Source organism: Saccharothrix stipae (assembly GCF_054781895.1).
The window spans coordinates 152,057-164,733 of the sequence record NZ_BAAGTN010000009.1; the positions used below are offsets into that span (position 1 = coordinate 152,057).

Sequence of the window (12,677 nt, forward strand, 5' to 3'; positions counted from 1 at the left end):
GCGCGTGAACAGGTCGTTTGCCGACCGGTGGAGCTCTTCTGAGTCCACCCTAACGACTCGCGCTGACAAGCTGACCGGGACGTTCCGGTGACGGCGTCCAAGTTGTGCGAAGGGACCGGTCGAAGTGGTTTTGCAGGCAACTACCGCGAGTGGCAGCTCCATCGTCGCTGAGGGGTCCTGGGGGTCTTCTCAGCGATGCGCACCGAACCGGCCCGGCCGGTGGAACGGTGCGGCGACCTGCCATGCCGACCGGGGTTGACCAGGTGCGGGCCACGCGTCCGCCGGTCACGGCCCGTGAGGACCGGGCGATCCCCGGTGAAGCACGGGTCTGCCCGATCCTGCGGACGGTGCTGGACGCGAGCGGTCGCGACCGGGCCGAGGTGAGGCTGGACCTGCTGGCCAGGCTCGCCGCCCTGGCGCACCACTAGCCGGTGCCCTGCCGGTCCCGGGCCGACAGGTCCCGTGCGAGCGTCGCACAACGCGGTGCGGCGCGACGGGTTCGAGCGCGTTCCCGTCCGTGTCGCATTTCCGCCGGCCACCGGGTGGCGCGGTGACAGATGCTGGTGCGGTGCACGAAGACGCGGAACGATGTGTCCGGGCCGTGCGGTCGAAAGACGCCCGGTTCGACGGGTGGTTCTTCACCGCGGTCCTGACCACCCGGATCTATTGTCGACCGAGTTGTCCGGTGGCGCCGCCCAAGGTCGAGAACATGCGGTTCTACCCGAGTGCGGCGGCGGCCCAACAAGCCGGATTCCGGGCGTGCAAGAGGTGTCGGCCCGACGCGTCACCGGGTTCTCCGCTGTGGAACCACCGCGCGGACTCGGTGGCGAAGGCCATGCGGTTGATCGCCGACGGCGTGGTGGACCGCGAGGGCGTGCCCGGACTGGCGGCCCGGCTCGGCTACAGCGTGCGGCAGGTCGAACGGCTGCTGCTGGGCGAGCTCGGCGCGGGCCCGCTGGCGTTGGCCAGGGCGCAGCGCGCGCAGACCGCCCGGCTGCTCATCGAGACCACCGCGCTGCCCATGACGGAGGTCGCGCCGGCGGCCGGGTTCGCCAGCGTCCGGGCGTTCAACGAGACGGTGCGCGAGGTGTTCGCGCTGTCGCCGACGGACCTGCGCCTGCGCAGGCGTCCCGCCCTCGACACGCCCGGCTCGCTGTCGCTGCGGCTGCCGTTCCGCGCGCCGCTGCGCCCGGACAACCTGTTCGGGCACCTCGCGGCGACCGGCGTGCCAGGGGTGGAGGAGTGGCGCGACGGCGCGTACCGGCGCACGCTGCGGCTGCCGCACGGGCACGGGGTGGTGTCGTTGACGCCGCAGGCCGACCACGTGGCGTGCAAGCTCTCGTTGAGCGACCTGCGCGACCTGTCGATCGCCATCGCCCGGTGCCGCCGGATGCTCGACCTCGACGCCGACCCGGTCGCGGTGGACGAGCAGCTGCGCACGGACCCGGTGCTCGCGCCCGTGGTCGACGCGGGACCGGGGCGGCGCGTGCCGGGCACCGTGGACGCCGCCGAGTTCGCCGTGCGGGCGGTGCTGGGGCAGCAGGTGTCCACGGCCGCCGCGCGCACCCACGCCGGTCGGCTGGTGCTCGCCGCGGGTGAACCGATCACCGACGGCGGGTTGACGCACCTGTTCCCGACGCCGGAGGCGTTGGCGGCGCTGGACCCCGCCGTGCTGGCGATGCCGCAGGCCCGGAAGACCGCGTTCCGGGCGCTGGTCGAGGCCTTGGCCGACGGTTCGCTCGACCTCGGCGTCGGCGCGGACTGGGACAAGGCGCGGGCCGACCTGCTCGGGCTGCCCGGGTTCGGGCCGTGGACGGTGGAGGTGATCGCCATGCGCGCGCTGGGCGACCCCGACGCGTTCATCCCCACCGACCTCGGCATCCGCATCGCCGCCCGGGCCCTCGGCCTGCCCGACACACCCGCCGCCCTCGTGCGGCGTGCCCGGGCGTGGCGCCCTTGGCGGGCGTACGCCGTCCAATACCTCTGGGCCACCGGTGACCACGCGGTCAACCGGCTGCCCGCCTGAAAGGACGATCGCGGGATGAGCCACACCACCGTCGACAGCCCCGTCGGACCGCTCACGCTGGTCGCGCACGACGACGTGCTGTCCGGCCTCTACATGGCGCAGCAGCGGCACCGCCCGCCGGACGACTCGTTCGGCCCCGAGGACACCGCGCCGTTCGGGGACGTGATCACGCAGCTGGCCGAGTACTTCGCGGGCACGCGGACCGCGTTCGACCTGCCGCTGGACCCGATCGGGACGCCGTTCCAGCGGACCGTGTGGCGGGCGTTGGTCGAGATCCCGTACGGCGAGACCGTGACGTACGGGGAGCTGGCCCAGCGGCTCGGCCGGCCGTCGGCCGCGCGGGCGGTCGGACTGGCCAACGGCCGCAACCCGATCGGGATCATCGTGCCGTGCCACCGGGTCGTGGGCTCCAACGGCGACCTCACCGGCTACGGCGGCGGCCTGGAGCGCAAGCGCCACCTGCTCGACTTCGAGCAATCCCCAACCAACCCCCACCTCCCCCTCTAACCCCCCACCCCGAGAGTCCAACCTCCACCCCCCGAGAGTCCAACCTCCAGACCGCGAGAGTCCTACGTTCACGCACCCCGAGTTCAACGCTCACGCCGGTCGGCGGGGCGTCCGAACGTTGAATTCAGGGTCTCTGAACGTAGGACTCTCGCGTCGTGAGCGTTGGACTCTCGCGAAGTGGACCGACAAGTTGGTTTGTCTTGACAAGAAGAGTTGTCGGTGTCAGGGTTGCCCCATGCTTGACGTGGCAGTGATCGAAGACCCGGCGGTCGCCGAGGTCTCGTTGGACCCGGTACGGGTGAGGTTGTTGGCCGAGTTGGCCGAGCCGAACTCGGCGACCACGCTGGCGGCCAAGGTGGGCCTGCCCCGGCAGAAGGTCAACTACCACCTGCGCACCCTGGAACAGCACGGCCTGGTCGAGCTGGCCGAGGAACGCCGCAAGGGAAACATGACCGAACGCGTCATGCGCGCCACCGCCGCGTCCTACGTCATCTCCCCGACGGCCCTGGCCGCCGTGCAGCCGGACCCCGGGCGAGCGCCCGACCGGCTGTCCGCCCGCTGGCTGCTCGCCGTCGCCGCACGCCTGGTGCGCGACGTCGGCGCGCTGATCACCGGCGCCACCAAGGCGGACAAGAAGGTCGCCACCTTCGCGCTCGACGGCGAGGTCCGCTTCGCCACCGCCGCCGACCGCGCGGCGTTCGCCGAGGAGCTGGCCACCGCCGTCACGACCCTGGTCGCCAAGTACCACGACGAAACCGCGGCCGGCGGACGCGCGCACCGCGTCATCGTCGCCGTCCACCCCAGCATCCCGAAGGAATGACCATGGGTCACGCGTTCGAAGGCGTCAACGAGGTCGAGCTGGACGGCGTCACGCCGGAGCAGGTCTGGGAGGCCATCGCCACCGGCCCCGGCATCGACTCCTGGTTCATGGGCTCCAACGACGTCGAGCCCGGCGCGGTCGTCCGGCAGGCGTTCGGCGGCTACGCGCCCACCCACCCGGTCACCGCCTGGGAGCCGGGCAAGCACCTGGCCTACGGCGGCGAGCAGGAGCCCGACGGCCGGTTCGTCGCCTACGAGTTCCTGATCGAGGGCCGCGACCAGGGCAGCACCGTGCTGCGCATGGTCGCGAGCGGCTTCCTGCCCGGCGACGACTGGGAGGACGAGTTCGAGGCCATGACGGCGGGCGGCGAGATGTTCTGGCAGACGCTCGTCACCTACCTGCGCCACTTCGCCGGCCGCACCGCGCGACCGGTCACCGTCTTCGGCCCGCCCGTCGCGGACTGGCCCGGCACGTGGGCGAACCTCGGCCGCAAGCTCGGCCTCGACAGCGCGCCCGGCACCGGCGACCAGGTCGCGCTCGACGGCGAGGACGGCGTCGTCTACTTCGCCAACGCCCAGACCGTCGGCATCCGCACCGCCGGCGCGCTGTACCGCTTCTTCCAAGGATTCCCCGGCGTCCTGATCGCCATGCACCACGTGTTCACCGACGACCACCGCGACGAGCGGACCTGGTCGACCTGGATGGGAGACCTGGCATGACCACCGCGCACCCCGACGAGACCCGCGCCGGAACGCGGGCCGGCACCACCAGGCTCCTGCTCGGCTGCGGCGTCCTGGCCGGTCCGCTCTACCTGGTCACCGGTTTCGCGCAGGCGTTCACCCGCGAGGGCTTCGACCTCACCCGGCACCCGTTCAGCTTCCTCTCCCTCGGTGCCGGCGGTTGGGTGCAGATCGCCAACTTCGTCCTCACCGGACTGCTGTTCCTGGCCGCCGCCGTCGGCGCGCACCGCACCGGGGCGGTCGGCCGGTGGGTGCCGGTGCTGATCGGGGTGTTCGCGGTGGGCATGATCGGTGGCGGCGTGTTCGTGGCCGACCCGGCGTTCGGCTTCCCGGCCGGCGCGCCGGCGGGCCAGGCCGCAGAGCTGTCGTGGCACGGGGTGCTGCACGGCGTGGCGTTCTTCGTCGCGTTCCCCGCGCTGGTGGTGTCGTTCTTCGTGCTGGCGAGGAAGTTGCCCGGTCCGTGGGCACGGGCGAGCGCCGCCGCGGGCGTGCTGTCGCTCGCGCCGCTGCCCTTCCTGGGCACCGGTGTCGGCACGGTGCTGCTGTACGGCGCCGCCGTCGTGGGTTGGCTGTGGGTGTCCGCCGTCGCGGCGAAGCTGCGCTCCGAGGTCTGAGGGACATGACGACGATGGGACTGATGACGATGGGACAGGTCGTCTCCAAGGACGGCACCGCGATCGCCTACACGCGCATCGGGTCCGGACCGGCGTTGATCATCGTGGACGGCGCGCTGTGCCACCGCGCCTTCGGGCCCTCGACGGCCCTGGCCAAGGCGTTGGCCGAGCACTTCACCGTCTACACCTACGACCGGCGCGGCCGGGGCGAGAGCGGCGACGGCGCACCGCACGACGTGGACCGCGAGGTCGAGGACGTCGCCGCGCTGATCGAGGAAGCGGGCGGGTCGGCGCACCTGTTCGGCATGTCCTCCGGCGGCACGCTGGTCGCCGAGGCGGCGCACCGGGGCGTGGCGGCCGAGCGGATCGCGATCTACGAGTCACCGATGATCGTCGACGACACGCGCGCGCCCATGTCCGAAGACCTGCCGGCACGCGTCGAGCGCGCGGTCGCGGAGGGACGCCGGGGCGACGCGGTGAAGCTGTTCATGCGCTACGTCGGCACGCCGGCCTTCTTCGTCGCGGTGCTCCGAGTGCTGCCCCCGTGGAAGAAGCTCAAGGGCGTCGCGCACACGTTGCCGCACGATTTCGCGCTGGTCGGCGAGTTCCAGCGGGGCACGCCGCCGCCCGCCGACCGGTGGGCGGGCGCCGAGGTGCCCGCGCTGGTGATCGCGGGCGGCAAGAGCCCCGAGTACCTGCGCAACGCGCAACGGCTGCTGGCCTCGGCCCTGCCGCACGGCGAGCTGACCGTCCTGCCCGGACAGACCCACTTGGTCAAGCCCGAGGTGACGGCGCCGGTGCTGGTCGAGTTCTTCCAGCGCTGACGCGCCGGGCGCACGCGATCGGGTGGTGGACGAGGCAGTCCTCGTCCACCACCCGGTCGCGCGGACGGCTTCAGGGCTTGCGGCCCACCGCCCCCGCGATGCAGTAGCTCACCGCGTCGAGCTCCTTGAGCCGCGGCCCGTCCGGCCACCAGTCCGCGCAGATGACCAGACCCGGCTCGACCAGCTCCAAGCCGGCGAACAGCTCCCGCAGCGCGCCCATCGTGATGAACCGCCCGCTGCCCATCGGCGAGTGCAGGAACGTGTCCTCCATCCGCCGCGCGATGGCCGAGTGCTCCTCGGTCTCCGGGTCGAGGAAGTGGGAGATCGCCACGTACGAGCCGGACGGCAGCGCCTCGATGTACTCCGCCATGATCTCGGCCGACGTGGGCGAGTCGCCGTTGTAGTGGTGCATCGTGCCCAGCTGGAACAGCGCCACCGGCTCGCTGAAGTCGATGTGCCTGCGCACGACCTCGTCGTTCAGGATCTCCTGCGGCTTGAAGATGTCGGCCGCGGAGAAGTGCGTCTGGTCGTTCTCCTCCAGCAGCGCCCGGCCGTGGGCCAGTACCACCGGGTCGTTGTCGACGTACACCACTCGGGCATCCGGGTTGATCCGCTGGGCCACCTGGTGGGTGTTCTCCGCGGTGGGCAGTCCGGACCCGCAGTCGAGGAACTGGTTGATACCCGTCTGGCTCGCGACGAACCGGGTGACGCGGATCAGGAAGCCGCGGTTGTCCACGGCCAACGTGGTCGCCTCGGGTGCGACCTGCTGGACCCGCCGCAGCACTTCGCGGTCGATCTCGTAGTTGTCCTTGCCGTTGAGGAAGGCGTCGTAGACCCTGGCGATGCTGGCCTTGGTGGTGTCGATGTAGACGGGGGCGGCGGCGTCCGAGGACGTACCCGGCATTGTGGTGACCTCGCATTACGGGGGAAGGGGGTTGATCTCTTGTGCACCGCGTCACAGTCCGGTCAGCGTAAGGGTATGGGCTCAACGCGTTAGTGAATGTCGTACATCTGACCGGGCAAGATCATGGGTGTACGTTCAGTGACGATGCGAGTCGGCCCTCCTCGGGCACAACCGCTGTTCGGGTGGGACGGGCACGACGGGTCTGGAGGATCGGCGATGGCGGGTGGCGAGTCCACGCCGGAGAGGGAAAGCGGTCCCACGGCGCTGCGCATCGTGCTCGGCGCCCAGTTGCGCAGGCTGCGCGAGGCGGTCGAGATCAGCCGGGCGGACGCGGGCTACGCCATCCGCGGCTCGGAGTCGAAGATCAGCCGCATGGAGCTCGGCCGCGTCGGCCTCAAAGAGCGCGACGTGAACGACCTGCTGACCATGTACGGCGTCGACGACGCGGGCGAGCGGGCGAAGTTCCTCGACATGGTCCGCCGCTCGAACTCGCCGGGGTGGTGGCACCGCTACACCGACCTGATGCCGGACTGGTTCCAGGACTACGTGGGCCTGGAGGAGGCGGCGTCGCGGATCCTGATCTACGAGACGCAGTTCGTGCCCGGTCTGCTCCAGACCGAGGAGTACGCGACGGCGATCTCGAGCCACGGCAGGCCGGAGCTGGTGACCCCGGAGGTGCGGCGGCGGGTCGCGCTGCGGATGAACCGGCAGAAGATCCTGGCTCGTTCGGGTGCACCGAGGGTGTGGGCGGTGATGGACGAGTCGGTGCTCTATCGGACCATCGGTGACCGTCAGGTCCTGGTCAACCAGATCGAATACTTGCTCAGCGTGACCAAGGACGGTCCCGTCACCCTTCAGATCGTGCCGTTCCCGCTGGGCGGCTACGCGGCGAAAGGCCCGTTCGCGATGCTGCGGTTCGGCGAGCCCGACCTGCCGGACATCGTCTACCTCGAACACCTCGCCGGTGCCCTCTACCTGGACAAACTCGAAGAGCTGGAGATCTACAGCAGGGTGTTCGACCGGCTCACGGTCGATGCCGAGACACCCGACCGGAGCCGTCAGATGCTCGCCAAGCGGCGGGCGGAACTCTGATCTTCGTCCTTACGGGCGAAGTTCACGCTCTGCATCTGCACGTGCATTTACCCGTGCACAAGCCGGTGCTACGGTCCGTGCACAACCGGATGCACGTGCAGATGCATCTCTGGGCTTGGAGGGTGTTGTCGATGGCCACCAAGGTTTTCAACGGCATGTCCGCGGCCGACCTGAACGGCGTCACGTGGACGAAGAGCTCCTACAGCGACGCGATCGGCAACTGCGTCGAGTTCGCCGAACTCGACGGCGGCGACGTCGCCATGCGCAACTCCCGGTTCCCGGAAGGTCCCGCGCTCGTCTACACGCGAGCGGAGATGGCCGCGTTCGTGGCGGGGGCCCGGGACGGGGAGTTCGATGACTTCGTCGACTGACCACCCCTCCCGCACCACGTTCCAGCTGCGCGAGTTGATCGCGCGGGGGTTCCAGTTCCTCCACCCGCGTGACGCCAGGGGGGAGCTGGCGGCCGTGGTGGGAGTGCGGGCGCACGACGCCGTCATCGACGTCGTGCGACTGCACACCGAGGACGACGTGGTCGCCACGCGGATGCCCGCCGACGAGGTGAACCTCATGTCCCCCAGTCGGTTCTCGTGGCGTCGTCGCGGACCGGCCACGCACGTGCTCGAAGAACTGCTCGACCTGCCCGACGACGATCAGGCACCGTAAGGCTTCCCGTCCGCGTCCGCGGTGGCGGACGGGACGAGAGGGTTGGCGCCCTCTCACGGCGAACCTGACCTGGAGACGCAGCGGGAGTCGACTCCGCGCCAGACGATGTCGACGCCACGCTCGGAGCGCAACTCCGTGTTCGTCGCGTTTCGGCGCGGAGGCCGAGGTCGGCTTCGGCCTCCGCGCCGGCCACACCGCCGCCCCATGGCACCGGCCCCATGGCACCGGCCCAGTGCGCCGGCTCAGGGGCGGCGCAGTCCGCTCAGCACCACGTCGAGACCCCGCCGGAACTCGATGTCCGGCGTGATCGTCCGCGCCGAGGCGGCGGTCTCGGCCAGCAGCGGGTAGTGCTCGCCCAGTTCCGACATCGAGTCGGTGCCCAGGCCCGCCAACGGACTCCGGTGCTCGATCTCGGTCGCGCCGATCAGGTAGCCGAGCACCGCGCGCAGCGCGATCACCCGTTGTTCCCCGGTGAACCCGGCGCGGGTCAGCACCGCGAGCACGGCCTCGCCCCAGCGCAGCAGGCTCGGGCACCGGTGCCGGTGCGCCATGGTGAGCGGGACGGCGTTGGGGTGCGCGGCGATCGCCGCGCGGATCCGCTCTACCAGGACCGTGATCTGCTTGTCCCACAGGGCTTTCGGCGGCTCCATGTCCACTCCGGACACCATGTGCTCGACCGCCAGCGCCTCCAGCTCGTCCCGGTCGGCGACGTACCGGTACAGCGACATCGTGCCCATGCCCAGCTCCGCCGCGACGGCGCGCATCGACAGCGCCGCCAGGCCGTCGCGGTCCAGGACGGCGAGCGTGGCGGCGGCGAGCGCGGAGGTGGTCAGCGACTTGGGACGTGGCATGACGCTTGACAGCGTACAAGTTACGCGCAAACCTGTAGGAGTACAGCGCACGCTAACGAACGTCGAGGAGTAAACGTGAAGGTCAGCGCACGTGAGTGGGAAGCCGTGCTCGGCGGCGCGGTGCGGGTGCCGGACCCGGAAAGGCTGGTGCACCTCCAGTTCCGCCGCTTCGCAGGCTGCCCGGTGTGCAACCTGCACCTGCGGTCGATCGCCCAGCGGCACGACGAGATCACCGCGCACGGCATCGCCGAGGTGGTCGTGTTCCACTCGACGGCGGCGGACCTGCGCCCGCACGTCGCCGACCTGCCGTTCGCCGTGGTCGGCGACCCGGAGAAGAAGCTGTACGTGGAGTTCGGCGTGGAGTCCAAGGCGCGCTCGGTGCTCGACCCGCGCGCGTGGGGCGCGGTCACGCGCGGCGTGGCCCAGGCCGTCGGTCCCCTGCTGCGCGGCCGCCGTCCGCTGCCCAGGACGGCGGGTGGCCGGCTCGGCCTGCCCGCCGACTTCCTCATCGCGCCGGACGGCTCGGTCGTCGCGGAGAAGCGTGGACAACACGCCTACGACCAGTGGTCGGTGGACGAACTGCTCGCCCGTGCACAGCCTCTGAGCAGCAAGAACTGAGTTGTCCACAGGGTTGTCCCCAGCTGTGGACGGCTCGAACACGCGTTCGACTTTGCGGAGGGCGGCGGCCGTGGAGGACGTCCTCCACCAGGTGGGCGTTCACCCCGTGGAGGACGTCCGGTCGGTCGCTAGTCGATCAGCAGCGGGAGTGATTGCACGCCGGTGAGGTTCGGCGAGGGCATGAACGTCGGCCTGCGGTCGGGGTCCGTGCGCAGCCGCGGGAAGCGGTCCAGCAGGACGTCGAGCGCGAGCCGGCCCTCCAGCCGGGCCAACGGCGCCCCGAGGCAGAAGTGCACGCCGCGGCCGAAACCCAGGTGCGGGTTGGGGTCACGGGTGAGGTCGAAGACGTCGGGGTCGGCGAACCGGCGCGGGTCGCGGTTGGCCGCGCCGATCCACAGCAACAGCATCTGGTCGGCGGGCACCTCGACGCCGCCGAGCACCTCCGGCTTGTTCGTCACCCGCGCGAGGGCCGCGAACGGGGTGAGGAACCTCAGCGACTCCTCGATGGCCGACGGGATGAGCGCGCGGTCCTCGCGCACCGCCGCGAGCTGGTCCGGGTTCGCGTCCAGGCACAGCACGGTGTTGCCGAGCAGCATGGTGGTCGTGATGTGGCCCGCCACCAGCAGGATGCTCGCGAAGTTCACCACCTGCGCGTCGGTCAGGCGCTCACCGTCCACTTCGGCCTGGACCAGGTCGTTGAGCAACCCGGGACGGGGGCTGCGGCGGCACTGCGCGGCGTGCTCGCCCAGGTAGTCCAGCATCGGCTGGAAGCTCTCGACGCGGTCTCGCAGCTCCTCCTGCTGCTTGGCCGCGTCGTCGTTGAGCGAGAACTGGTTGGTGCTCTCGAACAGCTTGTCGACCCACAGCTTGAACAGGTGGCGGTCGCTGCTCGGCACCCCGAGCAGGTCGGCGATCACGATCACCGGCAGCGGGTAGGCCAGGTCGCGGACCAGCTCGAAGTCGTCACCGCTGACGTCGTCGAGCAGTTCGCCGGTCAGCTCGGTGATGCGCGTTTCGAGGTCGGCCACGACCTTCGGCGTGAACGCGTGGGTGACCAGGCGGCGCAGCTTGCGGTGGTCCGGCGGGTCCATCTGGATGAGGTTGCCCGCGGTCAGCGCGTCGTCCACGGCGGGCAGCAGCCGGGTGGTGTCGGACGAGAACCGGGCCCAGTCGCCCAGGACCTCGACGGTCTCGTCGTAGCCGTTGACGTTCCAGAAGCCCAGCTCCTCGTCGTACCCCACGAGGTGGTCGGGCCGTTCTCCGCGCAGCCAGAACTGCTGCGGGTTGGTGTCCCACATGGTCGTTCCCCCAAGGCGTTGTGGTCGCTGTGGCACCACTATGGCACCTGTCTGGCACCTGTGCAAGCCACAATGATGCCAGGGTGGCGCGGTCGTGTTCGGGGCAATGACACCCGATCGGATGAAATTGTGGTTCGATGAGACCAGTGGTCCATTTCGGAACGTGACGCGCCGCCGTGATCGTTTTCCGGTCCGTTCGCTCGAGGTGGAATAACGCAGCTAGTGGCAGAGTGCGTGGGAATCTTCGACGGATCGGTCGGACCGCTCCCGCAGGGCCGTTGAGCTGCGAGTATGATGTGTGCGGCGGTGTGGCACGTAATTTTGCGGGTCACCACCAAAGTAGTGACTCGAACGGCCTAGTGGACCGATCTGTAGCGATGTGTAGTGAAGTGCGTAAAAGCTTCACTTTGATCCGGCAATGCCTTGCCAAGCCATCGCCCTTCAGTGCAAGATTCCGCCATGAATTTCCGTGCCCTGCCTGACGGGCAGTGGTCGCCGGTGCCCGAGCTGCCCGGCATCCCCGAAGCACTGCGCGGTGAAGGCGCCTACCTGCCGCCACCCCTGCCCTCCGACCTCGCGCTGCCCGCGGCGACCTACCGCAGGTGCGCCGAGGCCGAGCACGCGCTCGGTCGGCTCGACGAGGCGGCCGACCGGTTGGGCGTGCGAGCCGCGCTGGTCAGGTCGACCCAGGTCCGTGACGCGAACAGCTCGGCCGGGCTGTCCGGGGTCGTCGTGGGCCTGCGCGAGACGTTCGCGGCGGACCTGCTGGCGTCCCAGGAAGGCCCGCCGCCTGCGGACAGCGCCGCGCCGTCCCAGCTCGTCGCGCCGTTCCTGCGGGCCTGCGACCACGGGGTGGCCCGGGTCCGCGACGGCGCGGCGGTGGACGCCGAGCTGGTCGCCGAGGTCGCCGCCATCATGACCGGCGGCAGGCCCGGGCGCCGCTTGCAGGACGTGCTGCGCGACGCGCCCGGCCGGTTGGGCGTCAGCGACGAGCGCGCCTACCTGCTGACCGCGACCGGCGCGCACCTGGTCGCGTTGCTGGAGCAGTGGTCGACCTGGGTGCGCGAGGAGGACGAGCAGCCGAGGATCGCCAAGATCGCGCTCGCGCACTACCAGCTCGAGGTGCTGCAACCGTTCCCGACCGCCAACGGCCACGTCGCGCGCACGTTCTCGACGCTGGAGATGGTGCGGTGCGGGCTGGTGCGCGACCAGGTGCTGCCGCTGTCGGTGTGGCTGGACACCGCCCTGGAGGAGTACCAGCGCCAGATCCGCGCGGTGGTCGACACCGGTCGGGTGGACCGCTGGGTCGACTTCTTCGCCACCGCCGTGCGCGACCAGGCGTTGGCGCAGCTGCGGCTGATCGGCCACCTGGAGGCGTTGGCCGCCGACTACGCCGCGCGGTTGCCGCGCCGGGGGAAGCTGCCGTTGGTGGCGGCCGAGCTGATCGGTTTCCCGGTGGTGGACCACCGGTCCCTGCGCACCCGTCACGGCGTCACCGCGAAGGCCGCCACCGATCTCACCGCCCGCCTGGTCGAGCTGGGCGTCCTCGTCCCGTGGGAGTTCCGCGGCTACCGCCGGGTGTTCCTGTGCCGGGACGTGCTGCGCCTGCTGGCCGACAACGCCGACACCACCGCCTGACCCGCCACTACCCGGAAGAGCGCGACGACACCGATGAGCACACCTCACGACCGACCGTCACCCCGATGCCGCCGTGCCGGCT

Annotated in this window: 15 protein-coding genes; 12 read left to right on the forward strand and 3 right to left on the reverse strand. The window is 70.6% G+C overall.

The annotated features are described in order from the left end of the window. Positions 1 to 242: 242 nt before the first annotated feature. From ACYVLT_RS23770 to ACYVLT_RS23800, 7 genes are all read left to right on the forward strand, one after another. Entirely contained in the window at positions 243 to 428 is a 186-nt protein-coding gene (locus tag ACYVLT_RS23770; RefSeq protein WP_461122414.1) for a hypothetical protein, read from the forward strand. Between the two features lie 140 nt (positions 429 to 568). Beyond that, positions 569 to 2,026: an AlkA N-terminal domain-containing protein gene (locus ACYVLT_RS23775; protein WP_461122415.1), complete on the forward strand. Its 1,458-nt coding sequence runs from the start codon at positions 569 to 571 to the stop codon at positions 2,024 to 2,026. A gap of 15 nt (positions 2,027 to 2,041) precedes the next feature. Then, positions 2,042 to 2,533, forward strand: coding sequence for a methylated-DNA--[protein]-cysteine S-methyltransferase (locus ACYVLT_RS23780; RefSeq protein WP_461122416.1), 492 nt, complete (start codon positions 2,042 to 2,044; stop codon positions 2,531 to 2,533). A 235-nt stretch (positions 2,534 to 2,768) separates the two neighbouring features. Next, complete coding sequence (locus tag ACYVLT_RS23785) at positions 2,769 to 3,353, forward strand: ArsR/SmtB family transcription factor (RefSeq protein ID WP_461122417.1); 585 nt, start codon at positions 2,769 to 2,771, stop codon at positions 3,351 to 3,353. A gap of 2 nt (positions 3,354 to 3,355) precedes the next feature. Beyond that, positions 3,356 to 4,072 (forward strand): SRPBCC family protein, encoded by a 717-nt coding sequence (locus ACYVLT_RS23790; RefSeq protein ID WP_461122418.1) that lies wholly within the window; start codon positions 3,356 to 3,358, stop codon positions 4,070 to 4,072. Then, positions 4,069 to 4,707, forward strand: coding sequence for a DUF998 domain-containing protein (locus ACYVLT_RS23795; protein ID WP_461122419.1), 639 nt, complete (start codon positions 4,069 to 4,071; stop codon positions 4,705 to 4,707). The genes ACYVLT_RS23790 and ACYVLT_RS23795 overlap by 4 nt, the downstream gene beginning before the upstream one ends. 23 nt (positions 4,708 to 4,730) lie before the next feature. Further along, the gene (locus ACYVLT_RS23800) at positions 4,731 to 5,531 is read left to right on the forward strand and encodes an alpha/beta fold hydrolase (RefSeq protein ID WP_461122420.1); all 801 of its coding nucleotides are present in this window, start codon (positions 4,731 to 4,733) and stop codon (positions 5,529 to 5,531) included. Positions 5,532 to 5,601: 70 nt separating this feature from the next. Here ACYVLT_RS23800 and ACYVLT_RS23805 read toward each other — a convergent pair whose 3' ends face one another. Beyond that, entirely contained in the window at positions 5,602 to 6,435 is an 834-nt protein-coding gene (locus ACYVLT_RS23805) for an SAM-dependent methyltransferase (protein WP_461122421.1), read from the reverse strand. Between the two features lie 216 nt (positions 6,436 to 6,651). On the opposite strand from ACYVLT_RS23805, the gene ACYVLT_RS23810 reads away from it, so the two are divergent. The 3 genes from ACYVLT_RS23810 (at position 6,652) to ACYVLT_RS23820 (ending at position 8,190) form a co-directional block, all read left to right on the forward strand. Beyond that, entirely contained in the window at positions 6,652 to 7,527 is an 876-nt protein-coding gene (locus tag ACYVLT_RS23810) for a helix-turn-helix domain-containing protein (RefSeq protein ID WP_461122422.1), read from the forward strand. Positions 7,528 to 7,658: 131 nt separating this feature from the next. Then, positions 7,659 to 7,898, forward strand: coding sequence for a DUF397 domain-containing protein (locus ACYVLT_RS23815; RefSeq protein ID WP_461122423.1), 240 nt, complete (start codon positions 7,659 to 7,661; stop codon positions 7,896 to 7,898). Then, positions 7,882 to 8,190, forward strand: coding sequence for a hypothetical protein (locus ACYVLT_RS23820; RefSeq protein ID WP_461122424.1), 309 nt, complete (start codon positions 7,882 to 7,884; stop codon positions 8,188 to 8,190). The genes ACYVLT_RS23815 and ACYVLT_RS23820 overlap by 17 nt, the downstream gene beginning before the upstream one ends. Positions 8,191 to 8,432: 242 nt before the next feature. Here the strand turns inward: ACYVLT_RS23820 and ACYVLT_RS23825 are convergent, their stop codons facing one another. Then, on the reverse strand, positions 8,433 to 9,041 hold the full coding sequence (locus ACYVLT_RS23825) for a TetR/AcrR family transcriptional regulator C-terminal domain-containing protein (RefSeq protein ID WP_461122425.1): 609 nt from the start codon (positions 9,039 to 9,041) through the stop codon (positions 8,433 to 8,435). Between the two features lie 75 nt (positions 9,042 to 9,116). Here ACYVLT_RS23825 and ACYVLT_RS23830 point away from each other — a divergent pair, with 75 nt between their 5' ends. Then, entirely contained in the window at positions 9,117 to 9,659 is a 543-nt protein-coding gene (locus tag ACYVLT_RS23830) for a peroxiredoxin-like family protein (RefSeq protein ID WP_461122426.1), read from the forward strand. A gap of 128 nt (positions 9,660 to 9,787) precedes the next feature. Here the strand turns inward: ACYVLT_RS23830 and ACYVLT_RS23835 are convergent, their stop codons facing one another. After that, the gene (locus ACYVLT_RS23835; RefSeq protein WP_461122427.1) at positions 9,788 to 10,957 is read right to left on the reverse strand and encodes a cytochrome P450; all 1,170 of its coding nucleotides are present in this window, start codon (positions 10,955 to 10,957) and stop codon (positions 9,788 to 9,790) included. 459 nt (positions 10,958 to 11,416) lie between these two features. Here ACYVLT_RS23835 and ACYVLT_RS23840 point away from each other — a divergent pair, with 459 nt between their 5' ends. Continuing rightward, positions 11,417 to 12,595: a Fic family protein gene (locus tag ACYVLT_RS23840; RefSeq protein WP_461122428.1), complete on the forward strand. Its 1,179-nt coding sequence runs from the start codon at positions 11,417 to 11,419 to the stop codon at positions 12,593 to 12,595. The last annotated feature ends 82 nt before the right edge of the window (positions 12,596 to 12,677 follow it).